Raw genomic sequence first — 26,394 nt, forward strand, 5'->3', positions numbered from 1 at the left:
AGTTGGATGCATGGAACTTTTCAACAAAAGTTTATACAGGGTTAGACAGTTTTGACAAACTGAAAGAGTTGAAAGAGAAAAACATATTCATTGTATGCGACCCTTTTTTATCCAATACAGATGGATTTAAAGAGGTACTTTCTATACTTGTTCAAGAAAAGAACAGATTGAACATCTATTCTAAAGTATCACCAGATCCTCCGATTGAAGATATTATAAAATGTATGGGAGAACTGCAAGAGTTCAATCCGAATATAGTGATTGCAATTGGAGGCGGATCTGCTATTGATCTGACAAAAGGTGTTCTTTACTTTTCAAAAAAAATATCGAGTGTTTCAATAGACAAGTTCATTGCTATTCCTACAACTAGCGGAACAGGATCGGAAGTAACCAATGTGGCTGTTATAACAGATAAAAAGAAAAATGTTAAATATCCCATTGTGGATGATCAATTAATACCGGACGAAGCTATCCTGAACCCTTCATTAGTGCTGTCGACTCCTCAAAAAGTTACAGCATACAGCGGTATGGATGTGCTGACGCATGCACTGGAAGCTTTAGTGGCTACGAATGCCAATCTCTATACCGATTCATTAGCCGAAAAAGCTATTGAGATAGTATTCAATGATTTAATTGGTTGCTACAAAGACGGTACTGATATTGAGAAAAGAATGAGGATGCATGAAGCATCATGTTTAGCTGGGTTAGCATTTAACTTTGCCGGTTTGGGGATATCTCATGCACTAGCACATCAAGTAGGTGGACAAATGCATGTTCCTCATGGTTTAGCAAATACCATGCTGCTTCCATACGTGATCTTGTGTAATGCTAAAAACCCTGCGGCAAAAAATAAATATGTAAAAATAGCTAAAAGGGTGGGTCCAAATCAAAGCAGATGGTCAGATGAAATGGTATTGGAAGAATTTTCAAGAAAAATCAAGTATTTGGCTATCCAAATGAATTGTCCTCTTAAACTGTCTAAATTTGGAGTTGACAAAGAAACTGCTGAAAGTCATATAGCTGAGATCGTCAGGAATGCTAAAAAAGATATTACGTTCAAAACAAACCCAATTAAACCGACAGATAAAGAGTTGGAAGAAATTTATTATTCCATCATATGATCACTAGTAATTAGTGAAGTCTGAGCTGAATGACAGGTCTTGGTAATCGATAAAAAGCAGATATAAGAGAATGTTGCAACCAATAGATATTTATTGCTGCAACATTTACTTTTATTTTTACGCACTTTACTGAGGACCGTTAATGATTTCGAAAAAGAATGATTATGAAAAAGGAGCTTTTTATGACTAAAAAAATATTTGCGATCAATGCCGGAAGCTCTTCTTTGAAGTTTCAACTTTTGGAGATGCCTTCTGAAATCGTCATTACTAAAGGGATATTTGAAAGGATTGGCTCATCAGACGCCGAGTTTACGATAAAATATGGTACAGAGAAAGAGCAAAAGACTTTACCCATACAAAGTCACCAAGAAGCAGTAGACAACTTATTGAATGTGCTGATTTCAAAAGGTATTATCCAATCACTTAATGAGATAAATGGAGTAGGCCATCGTGTTGCCCACGGAGGAGAAGAATTCCAAGATTCTGCAATCATTAATGAAAGTGTATTGCAAACAATAGAAAATTTGAATCACTTAGCGCCTAAACACAATCCTGTGAATGTTATTGGAATCAAAGCTTTCCGAGCAGCTTTGCCAAATGTCAAATCAGTAGCTGTATTTGATACTGCATTCCACCATACTATTAAACCGGAAGTGTACAATTACCCAATTCCATATAAATACTATGAAAAGTACCGTATAAGAAAGTATGGATTCCATGGAACAAGTCATGAGTACATTTATAAAACAATAACTAGCTTATTGGATAAACGTGAAGAAGGTTATAAAATCATTTCTTGCCATTTAGGAAATGGTTCCAGCATTTGCGCTATCGATAATGGGAGATCAGTTAATACTTCAATGGGGTTCACTCCATTAGCCGGGTTGATGATGGGAACCAGGAGTGGAGATATTGATCCTTCGATTATTCCTTTTATTGCAGAAAAAGAGCATAAGAGTAACCAGGATATGAACAAATTATTAAATAATGACTCAGGTCTTTTGGGTGTATCCGGCATTTCAAATGACTTGCGTGATATCGAAGAGGCAGCGACTAACGGAAATAAACGGGCAGAGCTAGCGATAAAGATGTTTGTGAATCGAGTGGCAGAAACGATCTCAGCATATGTATCTAATTTAAATGGCGTTGATGCAATTGTATTTACTGCGGGTATCGGAGAAAATTCAGCAACGATCCGGTCACTTATCTGCAAAAAATTGAGTTTCTTGAATCTTACTTTGGATGAGAAAAAAAATGGGTCAAGTGAAGCGTTCATTGAAACTAGTGATTCTAGAGTAAAAGTGGCCGTCATACCCACTAATGAAGAAGTAGTAATTGCCCGTGATGTTCTAAGGATCAAACAAGAAACCAATCCTTACCAGTCTGTTTTGCAATAAGGGAGTGAACGGTTTGTCGATAACGAACTTATTAAATATAAAATACCCTATCATACAAGGGGCTATGGCGCATATTTCTACCCATATTCTGGCAGCTGCAGTTTCGGAAGCAGGAGGATTGGGCGTTCTTTCGTCAAATAATTTAGAAGCGGAAAAATTAAGAGAAGAAATAAGATCAGCGCAACAAAAAACGACTAATCCAATAGGAGTCAATTTAATGCTGAGAGCAAAAAATTGTGATCAATTGGTAAAAGTAGTGATAGAAGAAGGCGTTAAAGTTATAACGACCAGTGCTGGTTCTCCAGCTGTCTATCTGCCTTGGTTAAAAGAAAATAATGTAACCGTTATACCAGTCGTTTCTTCTGTTGAACAAGCGATTAAAATGGAACTGGCCGGTGTGGATGCCGTGATTGCAGAAGGAACTGAAGCTGGAGGACATATCGGAGAAATCACTACCATGGCGCTGATTCCTCAAGTTATCAATAAAGTCGATCTTCCAGTGATTGCAGCTGGAGGTATTGGAGACGGAAAAGGGTTAGTTGCATCACTGGCTCTTGGAGCACAAGGAATTCAGATGGGGACTCGTTTTTTGGCTTCTGATGAGTGTCCAATACCTGAAGAGGTAAAGGATGCATTAGTAGCGGCCCAGGATAATTCAACTATTGTAACTGGAAGGAAAAGAGGAGTTCCGATAAGAAGTATAAAAAACGGGATGCTCCTAAAATATGCAGAACTAGAATTTTCTGATGCACCCGCAAAAGAACTCGAGAATCTGACAGTTGGTTCCTTAAAAAGAGCATTAATAAATGGCGATATGAGGAATGGTTCTATGATGGCCGGTCAAATTGTTGGTTTGATCAACGATGTAAAACCAGTAAAAAAAATCATCAAAGACATTATGGCTGAAGCTGAGATCACTCGGAACAAGCTTGTTTTCTAGTGGAGAAAGGAGCAATTCTCATGGTTGGAGGAAAGTTTAATGTTAAATGAAATTTTAGAAGACTATAAACTTCCATCAGGATTACTATTGAAGAACAGGGTAGTGATGGCACCTATGTCGACATTGTCCGCTATGGAAAGTGGTAGAGTGTCAGATGAAGAACTAGATTTTTATCAACTGCGTTCTGATGGCCCCGGCTTGATCATCACTGGTTCAACAAATGTTTCATACAAAGGAAAAGCGTATCAACACAGCAATAGTGTCATAAATGATGCTATGGTACCGCGGTTGAGAAAGTTTTCTCAAGTTCTGAAGAACCATGGATCCAAGGCGATACTTCAAATATACCACGGAGGAGCGATGGTTCCTTCAAGACTGATCAATGGGCAGTGCCCAGTTGCAGTCAGCGTTATTGAGGATAAAGCCACTAGTGTGGATGATTGGAAAGAGCTGACATCTGATGAAATAAACCAAATTATTTCTGACTTTAGCAATGCAACTAAAAGAGCATTGAAAGCAGGATTTGATGGTGTAGAAATTAATTGTGCCAGCCCTTATTTAATTGAGCAATTCCTTTCCCCATATCAGAATCAAAGGAAAGATCAATGGGGAGGTTGTTTAGTCAATAGAATGCAATTTCCGCTGAAGGTTATAGAAGCGTGCATTGAAGCAGGAAAAAGTTCAGATCATCCATTTGCAGTAGGAGTAAGATTATCGATACCCAGCAAACAAAGTCAAAGTATTTCGCTTAAGGATACTATGCGGTTTATCGAAAGATTATCTCATGAACCAATAGATTATATTCATTATTCTTATGGAAAAGCAAAGGGGACTATTGAAATGATGGGAAAAGAGACAAGTATTCCAGAAGCTATAAAAAGCGTCCTAAAAAACCAAATACCTATTATTGCATGTGGTTCAATTCAAACGATGAACGAAGCAATTGAAGTGCTTGAGGAAGTCCCTCTTTTTTCAATGGGCAGAGAACTTGTAATTGAACCAAAATGGACAAAAAAAATTATGGACGAAAGACCTGAAGAAATAAAACGAACCATCTCGCGGAAAGGTAGACTAACTTCGAAAATACCAAGAAGATTATGGACTACTATCTTAGATTCACCTGAGTGGTTTCATTTTGAAGACAGCTGATTTATAGCTGATTTGTTAAGACAATTAGTCATGAAATAATTGTGGTAAAGTTCTTTCTAAGGAACTTACCACTTCTTTTTTTTTTTGTAAAAAACTGTTTAATGAAGAACAAATCTATATATTTGAGTCGATAATCCATATAAGATATTAGAATCAGAAAGTTTTGGAATCGATTTCAACGATGCGGATAACATGTTATAATGATCAAGAAAAGTTATGTCTTGGCGTACGTATTTCCGTTGAATACCAAGACAGTTTGGAGGGACTAAGCCATGAAAAAATTAGTAGCTATATTATCGGTTATGGTATTAGGGGGTGCGCAGATCCGAGTGTGGATGAAACAACTGAATCTGTGGAAACTTCAAGGGAGTCAGCTGTAGGATCATCAATGGAGTCCATAAGCCGACCGGAAGAAGAGGAAGAGACTGTTGTTTCTTTTATGGGTGTTGTAGATAATTTGATTCATGGAGTGATTTATAAAGATGCAGAGCTAGAAGACGGATCATATGATTTTAAACCGATGTTCGCTAATATAACTGAAGAGATCGAAGCAGCTGATTTGGCTTTCATCAATCAGGAAACACTATTGGGCGGTGATGAGTTCGGGTTTTCAGGGTATCCTGCATTCAATACACCGAGCGATATGGCAAAAAATTTAAATGGTCTTGGATTTGATCTTGTAAATGGTTCAACAAATCATTCTTTGGATAAAGGAACACAAGGTGTTTTAAACACATTGGATATTTGGGAAGAGCAAGAAGATATTCTTTTTACGGGTGTATTTAAAAATGAAGAACATCGGGATACGATTCCTGTCATTGAACGAGATGGATTGGCGTTTTCTTTCTTAGCGTATACCTATGGCACGAATGGAATCGAACCAGATGCATCCTATCGATTGAATTATTTCGATGAAGCCACAATTACGCAAGACATCCAGCGAGCAAAAGAAATGAGCGATTTTGTTATTGTCTCTGCGCACTGGGGTGACGAAAATGTATTCGAACCAAACATATTTTATCTCATTCGCTTTTTCTATTTATGAAGACAAAAAAAGCCGCCAGTTGAAACTCAACTGACGGCTTTTTACATGATTAACGTTCGTTTCGTTGTTGTTTTCCAGCGTTTCTTCCTTGACCGTTACGGTTTCCGTAAGAAAGTTGGGTAGTACTTTGGTTGTTGATAGGTTCTTTAGTTGTCGGACGTCTCTGAGTGACTTCTACTTTTGGTTTGTTTTTAAATTCTTCTTCTAACTGAGCTTTTAATCTTGGTTTGAAGATCATGTTAGTGACTAAAGATTGGATGACAGCAAAGATCCCGCCTGCGATCCAGTATAAAGCCAACCCAGCTGGAGAAGTGAATGAAATCATCGTAATCATAATAGGGCTCATGAACATCATTGTACGAGATTGTTTCTTTTGTTCAGGACTCATACCCAACATAGATACATAAGCTTGTCCTAAATAAATCACACCGGCCACGATAGCAAATAAAATATATGGTTCTCCTAGATTGATACCTAAGAAAGTACTGCTGGCAATTTCATTTGATAAATTGATTGCTTGATACATTGCAGTGAAGACTGGCAATTGGATCAAGAGTGGCAAACAACCGATTCCGCCGAGCATGTTGATGTCATTAGCTTTGTAGAATTCCATCATCTCTTGTTGGATAGCGGCTTTTTCTTCATTCGTTTCAGCATTTTTCAATGCTGCTTGTATTTCATCCATTTCCGGTTTGACTAAAGCCATTTTTTCTTGTTGAACCATAGCTTTTTTAGATTGGCTTAAGTTCATAGGCAAAATGATGATTCGGACAATGATCGTAATAGCGATGATTGCTAAACCATAGTTTCCGCCAAATAAATCAGCTAATCGAATGATCAATTGTTGTAAAGGAACAACTAAATATTCGTAAATGACGCCGGTTGGATTTCCGTTAGTATCGTAACTCATACATCCTGAAAGGAAAAGCATAAGTCCCATAAGTGTTCCTGTTAATTGCAATTTTTTATTTTTTATCATTTTTCACAATCCTTCGTATAGTTTAAAAATTAATACTATGGCTAACTATACAGGAATCCATACAGGTTTTCAATTAGTTATAGAAAATTTAATACGTTCTTCAATACTTGCATCTTCCTCCAGTGTAACATTATTCACCTTTCCACTAGGAGATGGAGAGTGTCTGATTTCTTCAATAAAATCATCTACTTTATTTGGATCCCCGTTTACTTCAATATAAACAGATCCATCGTTTTCATTTCGAACAATGCCGTATACTCCGATACGATCTGCTACTTGTTTAGTGGTGTACCGAAACCCCACACCTTGTACGCGTCCTTCAACAATTAAGCGGACTTTTTTTACGTTCAAATTGGTAGGCTCGTTCATCGGCGTAGTAGTGGAAGAAGATACCGGCGCAACCTCTTTCTGGGAATATCCATTGAATAGGCTTTTTATTTGAGAGAAAAACTTGTTCATCTTAAAACCTCCTGATTGTAAAAATACAAAACGAGCTGAAGAAAAGCCTCCTTTTATTCTACTTACATTTTATAAAAGATATGGAAGATTGGTCAACTGATACCGCTGAGAATCTCGATGACAAATACTTTTCATGCATTCCTTAGTCTCTTCATTTTGTGTATAATATAGTACAGAGACAGTGAAAGGAGCATACCCTTGGCTACAAAAAGAAAAAAGACAACTAAAAGAGCTGTTCAGAAGAAACAAAGTGTTTCTATTGAAATTATCGGATTTATTTTTATTATTTTAAGTTTATTTTCCCTTTCAAGTGTTGGCTTCATTGGAGTATTAAGTGCAAATGCATTTCGTTTTTTTGTCGGTGATACGTATATCGGAGCTTCTGTATTGTTGGGATTATATGGACTGTATTTGCTGCTGAAAGGAAAAGAACCTCCTTTTAAAAATCAGCGATTGATTGGATTGTTTATCCTGTATTTAGGAATTTTATTATGGCTGCATGCCCTTCTATTTTCCGACATCATGAAACCTGAAACGAATGTGATCAATGCTACTTACCGCTTTTTTAGAGTAGATGTGAGCAATAGCGAGTTGACTCAACCCTTAGGAGGGGGAATGATTGGTTCATTGCTTTATTCAGCTAGTTACTTTTTAGGCGCACAATGGGGCAGTTATTTATCAGCAGTCGCGCTTTGTATAGTAGGGATATTTTTCCTATTTCAACTTTCCTTCAGTAAAGCATTGGAACTTATTCGTTCTGGCTTGAAATTCGGGTTAAATAAGAGCCGAGAATGGATTGGTTACATGGTTAAACACATAAAAACCAAGACTGCCGAGCAGAAAAAACAGCGGAAAGAAAAAGAGAAACGCCCGATGGAGAAAAAAGGGAGATCAACTACTCCTAAGCCGACAGAAACAACCCCAATTTCTCCGGTCGAAACAGCGAACAACGTGCCGGAAAAGAAAACAAATCAAGTGATGGAGCCAGCAGCCCTTGAGATAGATAGTTACCAACAAAATCTGCAAGCTAAGACTATTGTGGAAAGAGAAACAGAGAAACCTAGTCTTGCTAAAGTTGCTGAAAAAAATGCTGGTGAAGAAGAGAAAAATGAAGCTACACCTCTTGATTTTGATATCGCTGCAGAGGTGGAAAATGAGGACTACCAATTGCCGCCATTTACGTTATTGAATGAAATCAAACCTCAAGACCAATCTGGAGAATACAAAATTGTCGAGAAAAATGTAAAGAAACTTGAAGAAACGTTCACTAGTTTTGGAGTAGATGCCAAAGTCGTCAAAGCTAGACTCGGTCCTGCTGTTACAAAATATGAAGTGAAACCAGCAGTAGGAGTGAAAGTGAGTAAAATCGTCAATTTGAGCGATGATATTGCTTTATCTTTAGCTGCTAAGGATATCCGAATGGAAGCACCTATACCTGGAAAACCGTTTATCGGAATCGAAGTTCCGAACAGTGAAGTAAATGTTGTATCGTTTAGAGACGTGATGGAAAGCTATGTAGAGAATAAAGATAAGATGCTGGAAGTACCACTGGGGAGAGATATCTCAGGAAACGTTGCAGTTGCAGACTTAACAAAAATGCCTCATTTATTGATTGCCGGATCAACAGGTAGTGGAAAGTCCGTTTGTATTAATGGAATCATTACCAGTTTATTGATGAAAGCTAAACCGAATGAAGTCAAGTTGATGATGATTGATCCTAAGAAAGTCGAATTAAATGTGTACAATGGGATTCCACATCTATTGACACCTGTCGTAACGAATCCTAAAAAAGCTGCTCAAGCTTTGCAAAAAGCTGTAGAAGAAATGGAACGACGTTATGAACTATTTGCTACAACAGGCATGAGAAATATTACAGGGTACAACGAATACGTTCATGAGAAAAACGCAGAAAATGGAGAAAACCAGCCGACACTGCCTTTTATTGTTGTAATAGTAGATGAGCTGGCTGATTTAATGATGGTAGCTAGTAATGCAGTGGAAGATGCGATCACTAGATTAGCTCAAATGGCACGAGCAGCAGGAATCCATATGATTTTAGCTACTCAACGACCTAGTGTTGATGTTATTACAGGAATTATTAAAGCGAATGTCCCTTCAAGAATTGCATTTGCTGTTTCCAGCGGAACCGATTCCCGAACAATTATCGACAGCAATGGTGCAGAAAAACTGCTCGGAAGAGGAGATATGTTGTACTTACCAATGGGTCAAAACAAACCTACTCGAGTTCAAGGAGCATTCTTATCGGATTCTGAAGTAGAAAAAATCGTTTCGTTTGTTACCGACCAGCAAGAAGCAAACTATGTAGAGGAAATGATGCCTTCAGATGAGCCTGAAAACAGCGGTGATATTGAAACAGAAGACGAGCTTTTTGAAGAAGCTGTAGATTTAGTGGTAGACATGGAAACCGCCAGTATATCAATGCTTCAGAGACGTTTTCGTATAGGCTACAATAGAGCTGCAAGGTTAATGGACGAAATGGAAATGAGAGGTATTGTCGGACCTTCAGAAGGAAGCAAACCCAGAAAAGTCAATTTGGTAAAAGAAACAGAAAATGTAGAAGAAAATTCATTTCAAAATGAATAAATAGTCAAAATAATAGTGCATTAAAATGACCGTTTGATCTTTAAGGACAGGACAAATGTCCTTAAAGATTAGAAAACGATAAAAAAATGAACAATTTATGGTAAAAACGGTTTCAATTATCGTTTTGATATTTATTTTTTGGGATATTGATGGTAATATGAATTCGAGGATGAATTGGAATATTAATTCAAACTACAAAAACTTTACGGGGGTAAATATAGTGGAAAATCGTAATCTTAAGAAATTATTAGGTTTAGGATTAACAACAGGATTGATATTAGCAGCTTGCGGAAACGGTGGAGACACTGAAGAATCAAGTGCGGGATCAGAAGAAGCTACATCTACAGATGATTTCTCAATCGTTATGGTAACTGATATCGGTGGGGTAGACGACGGATCATTCAACCAATCAGCTTGGGAAGGGATGCAAGCTTGGGGAGAAGAACATAGCAAGGAAGAAAATAATGGATTTGCATACATCCAATCTAATGAAGATTCAGAATTTGTACCTAACTTGAACCAAGCGCTTAACGCAGACTTTGACTTAATTTATGGAATCGGTTATAAATTAAAACCAGCTATGGAAGATGTAGCAAGTTCAAATCCAGATCAACATTTTGTAATCATCGATGACGTAATTGAAGCAGATAATGTTGCATCTGTTTTATTTAAAGATCATGAAGCTGCCTTCTTAGCAGGTGTTGCTGCTGCTTCAACTACTCAAACAGATCATGTAGGATTTGTCGGAGGACAAGAAAGTGCAGTTATCGATCGTTTTGAAGCTGGTTTCTTAGCAGGTGTTTATGCTGTGAACCCTGATATCACAGTTGATGTAGAATATGCTGGATCATTTGGTGATGCTGCTAAAGGGAAACAATTAGCTGCAGCTATGTACTCAAATGGCGCGGACATTATCTATCATGCTTCAGGAGATACAGGTAACGGAGTATTTACAGAAGCTAAAGACCGTATGAACGCAAACCCTGATGATCAAATTTGGGTAATCGGTGTTGACCGTGACCAAACTGACGAAGGTAATTACGATGGTGGAAACTTAACACTTACATCTACTCTTAAAGGTGTAGGCCAAGTTGTTCAAGATATTTCTAACGAATCTATGGAAGGAAACTTCAAAGGCGGCGAAGTAAGCAACTTTGGTTTAGCTGAAGAAGGGGTCGACTTAACTGAAGGAAATCTTTCTGAAGATGTTTGGACTGTTGTTGAAGATTACAGACAACAAATTATCGATGGAGAGATTGAAGTTCCTGAAAACCCAGCTGATGTTAAAGCTGAATAACTTCTTTCCTAAAAATATCTTGCATTAAACAAGTGTAAAACCCGTAAACTCTATAGCTGCCATATTGTATATGAGCATTCTCGTTACAATATTCAGTGCAGCTAGAAGAAGGTTCGGGTTTTCACTTATTTTAAAAGAGCTTTGTTTTTACTTTTATACCCGTAAAAAATATAAATAAACAAACTTTATGGGGGGCCCGAGAGAAACAGAGGATACCCCCTTTAATAATGCAAAGAACAAGACAGTAGTCACTAAGTCGAAACAGTACGAGTATTAAGCTTAACATTTGGTAACGTGTTCAGCAGCAGATTTCTGTTCGCTAGCTTAATCAGTACATAAATAATAAAGGAGTGCAATCAACATGCCCGACACAGCAAATGTTATTGAGATGCATGGCATTACAAAACAGTTCGGCAGTTTTAAAGCGAATGATAATATCAATTTAACGATCAGAAAAGGGGAAGTTCATGCCTTATTAGGAGAAAATGGTGCAGGGAAATCTACTTTGATGAACATCTTGTCTGGTTTATTAGAGCCGACTTCAGGTGAAATCATCGTTAATGGAAAGAAAGTAAACATCACTTCTCCAAGTGCAGCTTCTAGATTAGGTATCGGAATGGTTCATCAGCATTTCATGTTGGTCGATAAATTTACAATTACTGAAAACATCATATTAGGAACTGAAAAGACTAAATTAGGCTTTTTAGAAAGAAGAGCTGCGCAAAAAGAAATCAAAGAACTTTCTGAGCGTTATGGACTATTTGTAGATCCTTCAGCTAGGGTAGGCTCTGTTTCAGTAGGTATGCAGCAACGTGCAGAAATCTTAAAAACTTTGTACCGTGGAAATGATATTTTGATCTTAGATGAACCGACTGCTGTGTTAACTCCTCAAGAAATCACTGAACTAATGAATATTTTGAAATCATTAACAGATGAGGGTAAATCGATTATTATCATTACTCACAAAATTGAAGAAATCAAACAAGTAGCAGACCGTTGTACTGTTATTCGTCGTGGGAAAAGTATTGATACAGTAGACGTGAAACAGACATCACAGCAAGAATTAGCTGACTTGATGGTTGGGCGTTCAGTATCTTTTAAAGTAGACAAAAAACCAGCCCAACCAAAAGAACCGGTTTTAACGATCAAAAATCTGGTTGTTAAAGAACACCGTGGTCTTGAAGCTGTAAAAGATTTAAGTTTAGAGATTCGAGCAGGCGAAATTTTAGGGATTGCAGGAATCGATGGAAATGGACAAAGCGAATTGATCCATGCGATTACTGGCTTGACCAAAGTAGAATCTGGAACGATCACATTGGAAGGAAAAGAAATTCAAAATCTGCCTCCAAGAGATATCACTGAAACTGGCTTAGGACATATACCTGAAGATAGACATAAACACGGACTTATTTTGCCGATGACTCTTTATGAAAATATGGCGTTGCAAACTTATTATAAACAACCATTCAGTAAAAATGGTTTCCTGAACAAAGAGGCTATGAAAGAAAGTGCTCGTCATTTAATTGAAGAATATGATGTAAGAACTCAAGATGAAAACAACACAGCAGAATCTTTATCTGGTGGAAATCAGCAAAAGGCTATCATTGCTCGTGAAATCTCTCGAGGACCGAAATTCTTGATTGCAGCTCAGCCGACTCGTGGGTTAGACGTTGGAGCAATCGAGTACATTCATAAACGTTTAGTGGAACAAAGAGACAATGGAAAAGCAGTTCTTTTGATGAGTTTTGAATTAGATGAAGTTATAAATGTTTCGGATCGTATTGCGGTTATGTATGAAGGTAAGGTCGTAGGAATCGTTGACCCTACTAAAGTAACTGAACAAGAATTAGGACTTTTAATGGCTGGTTCATCCTTGGAAAAAGCTTTAGGAAGTCAAGATGGAAAGGAGTCAGCGCATGTTAAGTGAGAATAAAAGAACGTTAACTAATTTAATGGTCCCTTTATTATCTGTTGTATTAGGATTGATTTTAGGTGCTGTTATTATGCTGGGATTTGGTTATGATCCTATAGCAGGATATCAATCTATGTTAAAAGGTGCATTAGGTAGTCCATTTTATATCGGTGAAACTTTACGTTACGCTAGTCCTTTGATCATTATCGGTTTGGGCTTCTCAGTGGCTAATTCAGCTGGATTCTTTAACATCGGGCTTTCTGGTCAAGCGTTAATGGGCTGGTTAATATCTGTTTGGGTAGCGATTAGTCTGCCTGATGCGTCTGCTTTCGTGGTGCTGCCTTTAAGTGTTTTGGCTGGTATTCTAGCTGGAGCAATATGGGCTGGTATTGCAGGTGTGTTAAGAGCTTATTTTGGAACAAGTGAAGTTATCATCACAATCATGTTAAACTACACAGCGTTACATTTAACGAATTATTTGATTCGTAATGTATTGACAGATTCTTCGGATGCAACATCTCGTATCCCAGAACAAGCAAGTCTAAGAATGGACTGGCTTTCTCAATTAGCTGGAGGATCAAGAATCAATGCCGGAGTATTTATTGCCATCGTCGTTACGATTTTAGTTTGGGTATTTATGACTAAAACAACTATGGGATATGAAATCAGAGCGGTTGGGCTAAACTCTTTTGCTGCTCAATATGCAGGGATGAACGCTAAGAGAAATATTATTCTATCTATGTTTATCAGTGGAGGGTTAGCTGGTTTAGGTGGAGTTTTAGAAGGCTTAGGAACATTCAGTAACATTTTCGTTCAAGCTGGTATCCCGAATATCGGATTTGATGGTTTGGCCGTTGCGTTACTAGGGTTGAGCCACCCTATCGGAATCGTATTTTCCGGATTACTGTTTGCCATGTTGAAAATCGGAGGAGCAAGTATGCCTCTTGGATCTGGTGTACCGACTGAAGTAGTAGATATCGTTATTGCATCTATTATTTTCTTTGTCGGAGCAAACTACTTGATCCGTTTCTTTATGAAAAAATTCTCACGTGGAAAAGATGTAAAAGGAGGAGTTGAGTAAAATGGATATTATCTCATTATTACAACTAGTAGTTTCCTCAGCTTTAATGTATTCTGCTCCTCTAATTTTAACAGCATTAGGCGGAACTTTCTCTGAAAGAAGTGGAATCGTAAACGTTGGTTTGGAAGGTATCATGGTTATTGGTGCTTTTTCTTCTGTCGTTTTCAACCTTTCTTTTGCTGGACAATTTGGTGACTGGACGCCTTGGGTCGGTATGGTCGTGGGTGGATTGTTTGGACTGATCTTTTCAGTCATTCATGCTGTAGCTACAGTTAATTTAAGAGCTGACCACATCATCTCAGGTACAGTAATCAACTTAATGGCTCCGGCTTTGGCCATCTTTTTAACTCGTGTTATGTATGAAGGAAGAGGACAAACAGACTTTATCGCTGAAAACTTCGGTATCGCTGATGTTCCATTACTAGTAGATATTCCTGTTATTGGAGATATATTCTTCGACAATACTTATTTACCTGCTTTCTTTGGAATCTTCGTAGCCGTTCTTAGCTGGTTTATTTTGTTCAAGACTCGTTTTGGATTGAGATTGCGTGCTGTAGGAGAACATCCGCAAGCAGCAGATACTTTAGGTATCAGCGTTTATGGCATCAAATATGCTGGTGTATTGATGTCTGGTTTACTAGGCGGGATGGGTGGAGCTATTCAAGCTCAATTGATCTCTTCTCAATTCGCTGCTACAACGATTGCTGGACAAGGATTTATGGCTATGGCAGCGATGATCTTTGGTAAATGGAATCCACTAGGAGCTATGGGTGCGGCGATATTCTTTGGTCTGGCTCAAAGTTTAGCTGTTACAGGTGCATACATTCCTGTTATCAATACAGTGCCTAGCGTATTCTTAGACATTGCCCCTTATGTGATCACAATTGTAGTGTTAGTAGGTGTCATCGGTAAATCTGAAGGCCCTGCTGCAAATGGTGTCACATACATCAAGTCGAAATAAACGTACGGTTATAGCTATTAAATGAATAAATCTTATTACTAAGTCCTGCCATTTGTTAAAATTGGCAGGACTTTTTTTGATATGGTTCAAAAATAATGAGTAGAATTGCTCAAAGAACAAGCAGCTAATTCGAGCGGGAAAGAAAAAAATAATAAAGGAACTTTCCCTTTATTTTTAAGGGTTTTTCTACTAAGATGAAGAGGTGCAGTTTATTTGGTAGAGGAGGAAAACACATGGCGATTAATCTAGCCAAAGGTGTGCATTTACATGTATTACCAACCACGAAATATAAAACGATTCAATTAAGTATAAAATTCAAAACACCTTTAAAAGATGGAACAGCTACCAAAAGAACGATGGCAGCCAATTTATTAGAAATCAACAGTAAACATTACCCTACTCAAACAGCATTCAGAACCAAATTGTCAGAATTGTATGGCGCCGGATTTGGTACGAATGTTTTTAAAAAGGGGAACTACCATATTTTATCGGTGGGCATGACCATAGTGAACGATAAGTTCGTCAATATGGAATCCAATTTGCTGAAAGAAGCGGTTGATTTTCTAAACGATATTCTATTTCATCCTCATGCAAATGATATGGGATTTGACAAAGCAACTTTTGAACGAGAAAAGGATAAACTTGCTGATGATTACGACAGTTTATTTGATGACAAACAAACTTATGCAAAATTAGCTTTGCAACGCTTAATGTTCGAAGATAAAAATCAGCAGCTTCCTAGCATTGGTGCAAAAGAAGAATTGATGTCCATCACCAATGAAACACTTCTATACGATTATCAAGAGATGATAAAAAACGATGAAATAGACATCTACGTATTAGGAGATGTGGCAAAAGAAAAAGTAGTGGAAGTGTTTAAAACATTAAACTTTACAGATAGGGACGTGAAAAAGGTCCCAGCGTTTTACCATGAGGCAGCCGTGTCCTCAGCCAATGAACAAGCTGAGCGTCAAGAGATCACCCAAGCTAAATACAATCTCGGTTATACGACGCCGATTTTTTACCATGGAAAACAATATTATGCTGGACAAGTGTTCAACGGTTTATTTGGAGGCTATCCACATTCTAAATTATTTATGAATGTCCGTGAAAAAGAAAGTTTGGCTTATTACGCATCAAGTTCTTTAAATACATTTGATGGCACAATGATCGTCCAAACGGGTATAGACAGTAAAGAAGTAGAGAAAGTAAAAACCATTGTAGCTCAACAGCTAAAAGAGCTGCAAAAGGGGAACTTTTCTCAAGAAGATTTTGAACAAACAAAAAGTATGTTGAAAAATAATGTTATTCAATCTGAAGACAATCCCGGCTCTATTATTGAGCGAGTGTATGCAAATCACTTAGCTTTAGGTGAAGTGATCGATATCCAAGACTGGATATCAAATATTGATCGAGTAACCAAAGAAGAGGTCATAGCCGTTGCTGAACAAGTGCAGTTGAAAGCAACATTCTTTTTGACAGGAGGTGCAACGGAATGAAACGAATCGACTACGATCAATTGCAAGAAACAGTGTATACCGAAACCCTCGCAAACGGATTAACGGTGACCTTATTGCCAAAAAATGATTTTTATAAAACGTACGCTTTATTTACTACTGATTACGGTTCGATCGATAACACTTTTATTCCTTTGGGTGGTGAAGATCTGATAACGGTACCCGATGGAATTGCTCACTTCTTAGAACATAAACTATTTGAAAAAGAAGATGGCGACGTGTTCCAGAAATTTGGCAAACTAGGCGCTTCTGCAAATGCCTTTACCAGTTTTACTCAAACCAGTTATCTATTTTCTAGTACAGAAAATGTGAAAGAAAGCTTGTTGACACTGATTGATTTTGTCCAAGATCCTTATTTTACGGAAGAAACTGTTAATAAAGAAAAAGGCATTATTGCACAAGAGATTCAAATGTATGAAGATGAGCCTGATTGGCGTTTGTTCTTTGGGATTTTATCCAACTTGTATCCTAAGCACCCGTTGCACATTGACATTGCTGGTACTGTAGACAGCATCATGGATATTACGCCTGAATACTTGTACCAATGCTACAACACTTTTTACCATCCAAGTAACATGAATCTTTTTGTGGTAGGGAATTTAGATCCTGAAGAGATGATGCAGCTCATAAAAGAAAACCAAGAAGCAAAAACGTTCGAAAAACCTGAGAAAATCACTCGACATTTTCCAGAAGAAACAGTAGCTGATATTGTAAAAGAAAGCTCTATTTCAATGCCTGTCAATCGACCAAAAAGTATTTTGGGCGTAAAAGGGATAAACGAAGTTCCTTTTGGACGAGAAGGTTTAGTATTGAAGACGAAAATGAATGTTTTGTTGCGATTATTGTTCGGATCGACTTCTCAAAATTATTTAGAGTTGTATGATAATGGGTTGATTGATGACAGCTTTTCGTATGAGTATAATATAGATCGCTCATTCCATTTCTTAGAGGTAGGAAGTGATACAAAAGATCCTGAAACATTCGATCGAAAAATAAGAGAGTTGTTATTGACAGCTAAAGACAGCAAAGAGTTGACAGAAGAACATTTACTGCTGATCAAAAAAAGAATGATCGGACAACATTTGCAATCGTTGAATTCATTAGAATATATTGCTAACCAGTATAGTCAGCAATTATTTGGAGAGGCGGCTCTATTTGATATGGTGCCGATCATCGAAAATATACGATTGGAAGAATTGAGAGACTTAGCAGCTGAGTTCATGGTTGAAGAACACATGAGTACTTTTACGATCTGGCCAAAAGGGGAATAGAGCAGTGAAATTTGCATTAGTTATGGGAGCTAGTGGAGATATCGGAAAAGCCATTGCCGATGAATTGGCGGAGGATGGCTGGTCTCTTTATTTGCACTATAATAAAGGAAAACAAAGGGTCGAGGAGCAATTGGTCTTGCTGCAGCAGCAGTACCCTAAACAAGATTTCTTCAGCTTGCAACTGGATATGACGCAAGAAAAAAACATCAGTGAATTAGCAGAAAGTTTGTTTCAAGTAGATGCAGTCGTTTTTTCCAGCGGATTTACGACGTATCATTTACTCACTGAAGTCAGCGCAACTGAAATGCACGACTTATTCGCTGTACATGTTACAACGCCAATACAATTGATTCAATTGCTCCAAGATAAATTAACCTGTTCAGCCTTAGGGAGAATCGTATTCGTAGGTTCCGTCTATGGTGAAGCAGGTAGTCCAATGGAAGTCATTTATAGTACTGCTAAAGGCGCACAATCAGCCTTTGTCAAAGCTTATAGTAAAGAAGTAGCTAGTCTTGGCATCACAGTGAATGTAGTAGCTCCTGGTGCAGTGGATACGAAAATGATTTCAGATTTTTCACAAGAAGAATTAGAAAGCTTGCTGGAAGAGATTCCAGCAGGCCGATTAGGTACACCTCAAGACATCAGTTTTTGGGTGAAGCAATTGTTAGACCAAAGAAGTGGGTATATAACCGGTCAAACGATCACTGTAAGTGGCGGCTGGTTAAAATAGCAAATCTTAAAGATAACGCCTTATCAAAATGGGAAGGAATTTCTAAAAAATCGTCGAAAAAAGATGCTTCTCTATATAGCGTTATGTTATACTCTTAAATGAATGAGATTTGTATGCTCACTAATTTCGCAGAATAGGAAGGTGAGAAACTCTGTGGCAGAAGTAGGAGAAAAATTACAAGAAGCGCGAAAGGCTAAAGGGTATACGTTGGATGATCTGCAACAAATCACTAAGATCCAAAAACGTTATCTCATTGCTATCGAAGAAGGCAATTACAATGTGATGCCAGGTAAATTTTATGCACGCGCCTTTATCAAACAATATGCTGACACTGTAGGATTAAATGGAGATCAACTATTAGAAGAATATGATGATACTGTTCCGCACACTCATGATGAAGAGTTTGTAGAAAAAGTATCTTCCAGTCAAACGAGATCAGGCAGTAAAAAACAAAATTCTTTTCTTGAAAAAATTCAAGATAATCTACCAACAATCTTGATTGTTTTATTGGTTTTGGCAATCGTGGTAGCTATTTATGTAGCTGTTGCTAATTCTGCTGGAAATAATGCTGATGAAGATATGATCTCGGTAGATTCCTCAAGTACAGTCGTTTCAAGTGAAAACGAAAGTTCGGCTGAGGAATCGGAAGAGTCTGCATCAGAAGAAAGCAGTGAAAGCGAATCAGAAGAATCAGAGGCTGAAGACAGTGTTGAGATCGTTTCTTCAACAGGGGCATCATCTGTTTATACAGTTTCCAGTCAAGCTGAGACGAATACAGTGGCTTTAGTAGCTGATGGTGGAGACACATGGGTAAGTATTGCAGCAGATGGAACCACACTTGAACAAGGATTGGTAAGTGATGGTGAGACATTAGAAGCTGAAATTCCAACTGGAACTTCTTCTGTCGAAATGGTTATCGGAAGTGCACCGAACACCGTCATTCAATTAAATGGCAATGAAATACCATATGCACCAGAAGCTTCTGAAAGTGTGCGCCAAGAGATCGAATTGCAATTTGAAGCAGCAACTTCAGAATCTGACACAAGTTCTGAAGAATAAAGATAAACAGTAAACCAACAGTAAGAGTCCTGTGGTATTGTGCCCGGGACTTTCTTGCTGTTTTAAGGAGGGTCTTTCTTGAATTTACCAAATAAATTAACCGTCATTCGGATTATTTTGATTCCAGTTTTTATGCTGGTGGTTTTAGCTCCCTTGAATTGGGGAGAATTAACAGTTTTAGGTTCAACTATTGAAACGACGCAATTGGTAGGAACAATTATTTTTGTTGTAGCCAGTTTGACAGATTGGTTGGATGGTCAAATAGCGCGCAAAAGAAATTTAGTCACCAATTTTGGGAAGTTTGCTGATCCTTTAGCGGACAAATTACTAGTCGCTACCGCTATGATCGTTTTAGTAGGACAGAACTTGGCACCATCTTGGGTAGTAGCCGTGATTATTATGCGAGAATTAGCTGTAACGGGCTTACGTCTGCTTCTTGTCGAGCAAGGCGGCACCGTATTAGCTGCTGCTTGGCCGGGCAAAATAAAAACCAATACGCAAATGTTTGCGATCATCTTTTTATTGTTGAATGACTTTCCGTTCGGATTTTTACCATTCTCTATAGGTACTGTAATGCTGTATATCTGTTTGTTCTTTACGATTTATTCTGGAGCAGATTACTTCATCAAAAATAGTCAAGTATTCAAAGGTTCGATGTAAACAAATAGATAAAAGAAGCTGCAGTGAAACCATCGTGTTTCACTGCAGCTTCTTTTATATGTTATTTGAAGAAGTATGATAAAATTAACAATGTAAAAGCTCCAATGCGTACAGTAAGTTTAGAGAGGAGAAAACGGTATATGAACGCTGAAATTATTGCAGTCGGAACTGAATTATTATTAGGACAAATCGTAAACAGCAATGCGAGTTACTTATCCAAAGAATTGGCTTTGTTAGGGATCGATGTTTTCAACCACACTGTAGTGGGTGATAACGATAAGCGAATGCGAGAAGCTGTAAAAATAGCTGAAGAAAGAGCAGATATCTTGATTTTTTCTGGAGGATTAGGACCTACTCAAGACGACATGACAAAACAAGTATTGGCAGATCATTTAGGATTGCCGTTAGCTGTGGATAAAGCTACGGAGCAAAAAGTTGTTCAATACCATGCAGACATGGAAAGAGAAATGTCTGAAAACAACCGTTTGCAAGCGGTGGTTATTGAAGGAGCTACAGTCTTGAAAAATGAGACTGGGTTAGCGGCAGGAATGTACGTAGAACATGAGGGGAAAAAATACATTCTCTTACCTGGTCCCCCTAATGAACTTCAACCAATGTTTGACAATGAAGTGCGACCTATTCTGGCTAAGTTGACAGAAGATAGTGACCAACTAGTGTCTCGAGTGTTGCGCTTATTTGGAATCGGCGAGTCCCAGTTAGCCGCACAACTAGAAACGATCATCGACACTCAAACCAATCCTACCATTGCCACGTATGCAGAAGAAAACGAAGTATCCATTCGTATCACTGCTAAAGGACAAGACCAAGATCAGTGCAACCAATTGATTGATCAAATGGAAAAACAAGTGCGTGATATTGTGGGGGATTATATTTACGGGGTTGGCAGTGAAACTTCGTTAGCTCAAGTCGTACGCGATTTGCTAGTGAATAAAGATTATCGATTAACTGCTGCAGAAAGCTTAACAGGTGGACTGTTCCAAAGTTCATTGGTAAATATCCCTGGATTGAGTTTAAATTTTATAGGCGGACTGGTGTCTTATAGTGAAGGAATCAAAGAAAGTGTTTTAGGGGTATCAGAGGAAACCATTGAGCAATATGGAGTGGTTAGTTCTGAGTGCGCTGAAGAGATGGCAGACAAAGTAAAAGAAATGTTTGATGCGGATATCGGAATTTCATTTAGTGGATATGCAGGTCCTAAAGAAGTTGACGGAGATAAAGCAGGAATCGTATGGATCGGTCTGGCTGTTACCGGCAGAGAAACTCAAACTTATTATTATCATTTTGGAAAAGACCGCAATGGCAATAGAAAGCGATCCGTTCTGACTGGTTTTGACCTTGTTCGGCGTTTATTATTAGAGTTGCCTAGTCGGAAAAAATAACAAATTAACCGAATGTTTGTTCGCTTTTTCCTTGCTTATTTTTCTTTAAAAAGGTATAATTATTGGAGTAGCAAATAACTGATAACCCCTTAAAAAAATTAAATTCTAAAGATAAAAAGATATCAAGGAGGACATTACATGTCAGAAGATCGTAAAAAAGCATTAGACGCAGCGTTGAAAAAAATCGAGAAAAATTATGGAAAAGGTTCAGTAATGAAAATGGGAGATAAAGTAGATACACAAATTTCTACTGTTTCTTCCGGATCATTGTCTTTAGACGTTGCTCTAGGTGTAGGCGGCTATCCTAAAGGTAGAATTATTGAGATCTATGGACCAGAGAGCTCAGGTAAAACAACTGTAGCCTTGCACGCTGTTGCTGAAGCACAAAAAGCGGGTGGGACAGCAGCGTTTATCGATGCAGAAAACGCATTGGATCCTCAGTATGCAGCAGCTTTAGGTGTAAACATCGACGAATTATTACTATCTCAACCAGATACAGGTGAACAAGGATTAGAAATCGCAGATGCACTAGTTTCTAGTGGAGCTGTTGATATTGTGATCGTCGACTCTGTAGCAGCTTTAGTACCGAGAGCGGAAATTGAAGGTGAGATGGGAGATTCTCACATGGGATTGCAAGCTCGCTTGATGTCTCAAGCATTGCGTAAATTATCCGGGTCAATCAACAAAACTAAAACAACGGTTATTTTTATCAACCAAATCCGTGAAAAAATCGGAATCATGTTCGGAAATCCGGAAACAACTCCAGGTGGTAGAGCATTGAAATTCTACAGTACTATTCGATTGGATGTTAGAAGAGCTGAACAAATTAAACAAGGCCAAGATATCTTGGGTAACCGTACTCGTATCAAAGTGGTAAAAAACAAAGTTGCACCTCCATTCAAAGTTGCAGAAGTAGATATTATGTATGGAAAAGGAGTTTCTCAAGTAGGCGAGTTGGTAGACTTGGCAGCCGAAAAAGAAATTATTGATAAAGCAGGAGCATGGTATTCTTATGGGGATCAAAGAATTGGACAAGGTCGCGAAAATGCGAAACAATACTTCCTTGATCATCCAGAACTAAGAGCGGAAGTAGAACAACAAGTTCGTGCTGCATACGGCTTTGGTGAATATGTACCTGCTGAGAAAAACACAGCATCTAATGACGACGTAACGGAAAGCGAAGAAATTGAGTTATTAGAAGATTAATTCAGTGAATCTTTATACAACTAAAATTGTTATCTAACATCCATAGGAGCGAATCATGTATTCGTTCCTATGGATGTTTCTTTGCATTCAGAGGACAATAGAATAGGATGTTTGTAAAGGAATAACTCTTTTAGAGTCACAGTAAATTTTTATAATTAAGGTAGTCTAAATACTGGACACTGGTTTAAGGACACTTTTTCAGTACAATGAAACTATAAACTAAAGGATGTGTTCAGTATGCCAAAATTGTATGATTCAAAATATAAAGAATATGTCTGCCGAATGGTTGTGGAAGAAAACCGAAAAATGAAGGAACTCTCCCGTGAATTAGGTCTGCCTTACGGCACTTTACGTGGTTGGATTCGAGAATATAAAAACCAAGAAGATTGGCAACAAAAAGACCACAAAAAACAAGACGTTACTGAATCAGATAAGTATAAAACTCCTTCAGATTATAAAAAAGAAATAAAGGAACGAGAAAAAGAAATAGAGAAGCTCGCAGAGGAAAATGAAATCTTAAAAAAAGCCATGCATGTCTTCACGAAAAACCGGGAATAAAGTTTCAGTTCATTGAAGACTTCCAGGATGAATTTTCGGTAGTGAGGATGTGCGAAGTACTTGAAGTTTCAAGAAGTGGTTATTACAATTGGCTAAAGATGAAGCAAAAAGAACTCACTGAAAATCAATTGTATCGTCAAAAAGTCAGACAAAAAATCTTCCAATTTTTTCATGAAAGCTTCGGTACTTATGGCGCTCCACGTATCCATAAAGACCTAGCAGCCAACGGCTATTTTGTTTCTGAAAAGACAGTTGGCCGCTATATGAGCGAAATGGGCTTACGCGCCATTCCAAGTGAACCCTTTATGATTACAACAGATTCTAATCATTCTCAACCTATTTTTGAAAATCTTCTTCACCAAGATTTTGAGACCAATCAGCCAAATGAAGTGTGGGTAACGGACATGACCTATGTTTGGACCTGGGAAGGCTGGATTTATTTAGCCGCTATTTTAGATTTGTATTCGCGTAAAGTAGTAGGCTGGCACATCGCAGACCATATGCGGACGGAAGTGCCCTTAAGGGCACTTAAAATGGCCGTTGACTTGCGCAAACCAGGAAAAGGTTTGATTCACCATTCTGATCGAGGTAGTCAGTACGCTTCAAAAGAATATCGAAAAGCTTTGGAAGCTTTTGAAGCTGTTGGCAGTATGAGCCGAACAGGCAATCCCTATGACAATGCGTGCAGTGAATCGTTTTTTGCGACATTGAAAAAAGAATTGGTTTATCGCAAAAAGTTTAAAACAAAAGCTGAGGCAATCCAAACCATAAACTGGTATATTTCTGCATTCTACAATGAAAAAAGACGGCATTCCTCCAACAACTATCTTTCGCCTAATCAATATGAACGTCAACAACCTAAAATCGTTCTTGAAGCGACTATTCCTTCTCTTCAAAGCGTTTGATTAAATAGATTACTGTTTTTTTTAATGGCTTGTGTCTAGTCTTTTTATATAAATTTTTGACTATTTTGGTGTCCATTTTCTTGACAGAGGTCCAATAAAACGAAACAAATGGATAAAAATTGACTATTTAATTAGATATGTGAATAAGAATTACCCCGCATTTCTTGATTTGAGTTGACATGTCAACTTTCTACAATTAAAATTAGGTTATCTATTAAAATATAGTTTAAATAGATATAAATTCAGCAAAAAAAATAGGGATTTGCTGGTGAAATGAAAATGATGAAGACAAATTAAATAATGGATACGGAGGTGTTAAATTGGACTTTTTAAGTATAGCCTTCGCTATCGTTACTTTAGTTGTCGGTCTGTTTGTTGGATACATCATCCGCAAAACAACTTACGAAAAAGAATTGGATGATGCTAGAAACACTGCAACTGGTATTTTGGAGAATGCAAATAAAGAAGCAGAAACCATGAAAAAGGAAGCGTTGTTAGAAGCGAAGGATGAGAGCCACAGATATAGAACTGAAATTGAAGCTGAACTGAAAGAGCGAAGAGCAGAAATCTCTAGACAAGAGAATCGATTAGTTCAACGAGAAGATAAACTCGATCGAAAAAGTAGCGGGTTGGAGAAACGTGAACGCGATATTGAAGCGAACGAGAATCGACTAAGTTCGAGACAACAACAAATTAACGATTTAGAGCAAAAGGCAAAAGATCTGATTACGGATCAACAAGAAACACTAGAGCGTATTGCAGCTCTTACCAGAGAAGAAGCCAAAGAAATTATTATGGCGGAGACTCGAGAAGAATTGTCTAATGAAACAGCTGTAATGATTAAGAATCTTGAAGATGAAGCTAAGAAAGAAGCAGATCGCAGAGCGAAGAATTTAATCGCTGCAGCTATTCAACGTAGTGCTGCTGATCAAGTGTCTGAAACAACAGTTTCTGTTGTGACATTGCCGAATGATGATATGAAAGGCCGCATCATTGGACGCGAAGGTCGAAACATTCGTACCATTGAATCATTAACAGGTATGGATTTAATTATCGATGATACGCCTAATGCTGTTGTACTTAGCGGATTTGATCCAATTCGTAGAGAAATTGCAAAAATGACTTTAGAAAAATTGATTCAAGATGGCAGAATTCACCCAGCACGTATTGAGGAAATGGTTGAAAAATCTCGTAAAGAAATGGATGACCATATCCGTGAAATTGGTGAAAAAGCTACATTTGATGTAGGGGTTCATTCGTTACATCCTGATTTGATCAAAATTGTCGGTCGTTTGCAGTTTAGAACAAGTTATGGTCAAAATGCGTTATCGCATTCTCTAGAAGTAGCTAAATTAGCTGGTGTCATGGCTGCCGAATTAGGAGAAGATATCACATTGGCTAAAAGAGCTGGATTATTGCATGATATAGGTAAAGCCTTAGATCATGAAGTAGAAGGTTCTCACGTAGAGATTGGGGCAGAGATTGCCCGTAAGTACAAAGAAAATGATACAGTGATCAATGCTATAGCTTCTCATCACGGAGATATCGAAGCAACATCCGTAATTTCTGTATTGGTAGCTGCAGCAGATGCCCTATCTGCCGCTAGACCAGGTGCAAGGAGCGAATCATTGGAGCACTACATCCATAGACTTGAGAAGTTAGAATCTATTGCGAAAGATTTTGACGGTGTGGAACAAAGTTATGCTATTCAAGCTGGACGTGAAGTCAGAATCATGGTCAAACCAGAAGTTGTGGATGATTTGACGGCTGTAACTCTAGCGCGTGAAGTGCGTAAGCAGATCGAAGAAGAATTAGATTATCCTGGACACATCAAGATAACGGTGATTCGAGAAACAAGAGCTGTTGAGTACGCAAAATAAAAAAATTAAAAGGAGCGGGATGCATTCCTGCTCCTTTTTTCGTTCGCCCAGCATGGGCGAACTCTAACGGGTGCAAGTCCCGAATGCGACCTGACAGTGGTAAGCATATAGCTGACGGCAAGGGTGTCCACCGTGAGGTGGAATCTGAAGGAAGCCTAAGGCAAAACTCTGGTCTGACGAACAGAAATCACATAAGAGGTGAGTCGAGTGGATAAGGCTGCGAAAGAAGCTAAAGTCCGATAACTGTCCTAACTCGAAGCATA

Annotated in this window: 22 protein-coding genes; 20 read left to right on the plus strand and 2 right to left on the minus strand. The window is 38.1% G+C overall.

Translation table 11 applies throughout. The features are described 5' to 3' along the window. The first annotated feature begins 2 nt into the window (after positions 1 to 2). The 5 genes from LMF32_RS09675 (at position 3) to LMF32_RS09695 (ending at position 5,652) form a co-directional block, all read left to right on the plus strand. Positions 3 to 1,121 (plus strand): 1-propanol dehydrogenase PduQ, encoded by a 1,119-nt coding sequence (locus tag LMF32_RS09675; protein ID WP_230524618.1) that lies wholly within the window; start codon positions 3 to 5, stop codon positions 1,119 to 1,121. A 182-nt stretch (positions 1,122 to 1,303) separates the two neighbouring features. Next, positions 1,304 to 2,518 carry an acetate kinase gene (locus LMF32_RS09680; protein WP_230524619.1) on the plus strand — a complete coding sequence of 405 codons (1,215 nt, stop codon included), beginning with the start codon at positions 1,304 to 1,306 and terminating at the stop codon, positions 2,516 to 2,518. A 13-nt stretch (positions 2,519 to 2,531) separates the two neighbouring features. Beyond that, the gene (locus LMF32_RS09685) at positions 2,532 to 3,458 is read left to right on the plus strand and encodes a nitronate monooxygenase (RefSeq protein ID WP_230524620.1); all 927 of its coding nucleotides are present in this window, start codon (positions 2,532 to 2,534) and stop codon (positions 3,456 to 3,458) included. Between the two features lie 39 nt (positions 3,459 to 3,497). After that, positions 3,498 to 4,607, plus strand: coding sequence for an NADH-dependent flavin oxidoreductase (locus tag LMF32_RS09690; protein WP_230524621.1), 1,110 nt, complete (start codon positions 3,498 to 3,500; stop codon positions 4,605 to 4,607). Positions 4,608 to 4,788: 181 nt separating this feature from the next. Continuing rightward, positions 4,789 to 5,652: a CapA family protein gene (locus LMF32_RS09695; protein WP_230524622.1), complete on the plus strand. Its 864-nt coding sequence runs from the start codon at positions 4,789 to 4,791 to the stop codon at positions 5,650 to 5,652. 49 nt (positions 5,653 to 5,701) lie between these two features. Here LMF32_RS09695 and yidC read toward each other — a convergent pair whose 3' ends face one another. Beyond that, a complete protein-coding gene (gene yidC / locus LMF32_RS09700) occupies positions 5,702 to 6,631 on the minus strand; it encodes a membrane protein insertase YidC (protein WP_230524623.1) in 930 nt (309 codons plus the stop codon). Positions 6,632 to 6,700: 69 nt separating this feature from the next. Beyond that, positions 6,701 to 7,000 (minus strand): acylphosphatase, encoded by a 300-nt coding sequence (locus tag LMF32_RS09705; protein ID WP_230525107.1) that lies wholly within the window; start codon positions 6,998 to 7,000, stop codon positions 6,701 to 6,703. A 288-nt stretch (positions 7,001 to 7,288) separates the two neighbouring features. Here LMF32_RS09705 and LMF32_RS09710 point away from each other — a divergent pair, with 288 nt between their 5' ends. The 15 genes from LMF32_RS09710 to rny all read left to right on the plus strand — a co-directional run bounded on the left by LMF32_RS09710 (position 7,289) and on the right by rny (position 26,131). Beyond that, on the plus strand, positions 7,289 to 9,694 hold the full coding sequence (locus LMF32_RS09710; protein WP_230524624.1) for a DNA translocase FtsK: 2,406 nt from the start codon (positions 7,289 to 7,291) through the stop codon (positions 9,692 to 9,694). A gap of 220 nt (positions 9,695 to 9,914) precedes the next feature. Beyond that, complete coding sequence (locus LMF32_RS09715) at positions 9,915 to 10,991, plus strand: BMP family protein (RefSeq protein WP_230524625.1); 1,077 nt, start codon at positions 9,915 to 9,917, stop codon at positions 10,989 to 10,991. Between the two features lie 361 nt (positions 10,992 to 11,352). After that, the gene (locus LMF32_RS09720) at positions 11,353 to 12,918 is read left to right on the plus strand and encodes an ABC transporter ATP-binding protein (protein WP_278046292.1); all 1,566 of its coding nucleotides are present in this window, start codon (positions 11,353 to 11,355) and stop codon (positions 12,916 to 12,918) included. After that, the gene (locus tag LMF32_RS09725) at positions 12,908 to 13,984 is read left to right on the plus strand and encodes an ABC transporter permease (RefSeq protein WP_230524626.1); all 1,077 of its coding nucleotides are present in this window, start codon (positions 12,908 to 12,910) and stop codon (positions 13,982 to 13,984) included. The genes LMF32_RS09720 and LMF32_RS09725 overlap by 11 nt, the downstream gene beginning before the upstream one ends. Before the next feature lies 1 nt (position 13,985). Next, a complete protein-coding gene (locus LMF32_RS09730; protein ID WP_230524627.1) occupies positions 13,986 to 14,945 on the plus strand; it encodes an ABC transporter permease in 960 nt (319 codons plus the stop codon). Positions 14,946 to 15,178: 233 nt separating this feature from the next. Beyond that, positions 15,179 to 16,444: a pitrilysin family protein gene (locus LMF32_RS09735; RefSeq protein WP_230524628.1), complete on the plus strand. Its 1,266-nt coding sequence runs from the start codon at positions 15,179 to 15,181 to the stop codon at positions 16,442 to 16,444. Further along, positions 16,441 to 17,733 carry a pitrilysin family protein gene (locus tag LMF32_RS09740; RefSeq protein ID WP_230524629.1) on the plus strand — a complete coding sequence of 431 codons (1,293 nt, stop codon included), beginning with the start codon at positions 16,441 to 16,443 and terminating at the stop codon, positions 17,731 to 17,733. The genes LMF32_RS09735 and LMF32_RS09740 overlap by 4 nt, the downstream gene beginning before the upstream one ends. A 4-nt stretch (positions 17,734 to 17,737) precedes the next feature. Beyond that, complete coding sequence (locus LMF32_RS09745) at positions 17,738 to 18,463, plus strand: SDR family oxidoreductase (protein WP_230524630.1); 726 nt, start codon at positions 17,738 to 17,740, stop codon at positions 18,461 to 18,463. Positions 18,464 to 18,616: 153 nt separating this feature from the next. Next, entirely contained in the window at positions 18,617 to 19,522 is a 906-nt protein-coding gene (locus LMF32_RS09750) for a helix-turn-helix domain-containing protein (protein ID WP_230524631.1), read from the plus strand. A gap of 78 nt (positions 19,523 to 19,600) precedes the next feature. Next, positions 19,601 to 20,182 (plus strand): CDP-diacylglycerol--glycerol-3-phosphate 3-phosphatidyltransferase, encoded by a 582-nt coding sequence (gene pgsA, locus LMF32_RS09755; protein WP_188204402.1) that lies wholly within the window; start codon positions 19,601 to 19,603, stop codon positions 20,180 to 20,182. A 140-nt stretch (positions 20,183 to 20,322) separates the two neighbouring features. Continuing rightward, positions 20,323 to 21,582, plus strand: a complete 1,260-nt coding sequence (locus LMF32_RS09760) for a competence/damage-inducible protein A (RefSeq protein WP_230524632.1) — start codon at positions 20,323 to 20,325, stop codon at positions 21,580 to 21,582. Positions 21,583 to 21,720: 138 nt separating this feature from the next. Continuing rightward, positions 21,721 to 22,788: a recombinase RecA gene (recA, locus tag LMF32_RS09765; protein WP_092479781.1), complete on the plus strand. Its 1,068-nt coding sequence runs from the start codon at positions 21,721 to 21,723 to the stop codon at positions 22,786 to 22,788. A gap of 237 nt (positions 22,789 to 23,025) precedes the next feature. Further along, positions 23,026 to 23,346 (plus strand): transposase, encoded by a 321-nt coding sequence (locus LMF32_RS09770; protein ID WP_188205508.1) that lies wholly within the window; start codon positions 23,026 to 23,028, stop codon positions 23,344 to 23,346. 11 nt (positions 23,347 to 23,357) lie between these two features. Continuing rightward, positions 23,358 to 24,251, plus strand: a complete 894-nt coding sequence (locus tag LMF32_RS09775; RefSeq protein WP_230525109.1) for an IS3 family transposase — start codon at positions 23,358 to 23,360, stop codon at positions 24,249 to 24,251. Between the two features lie 320 nt (positions 24,252 to 24,571). Then, entirely contained in the window at positions 24,572 to 26,131 is a 1,560-nt protein-coding gene (gene rny / locus LMF32_RS09780; RefSeq protein ID WP_188204405.1) for a ribonuclease Y, read from the plus strand. The last annotated feature ends 263 nt before the right edge of the window (positions 26,132 to 26,394 follow it).

It is taken from the genome of Desemzia sp. C1 (assembly GCF_020882875.1).
GTDB classification, from domain to species: domain Bacteria; phylum Bacillota; class Bacilli; order Lactobacillales; family Carnobacteriaceae; genus Desemzia; species Desemzia incerta.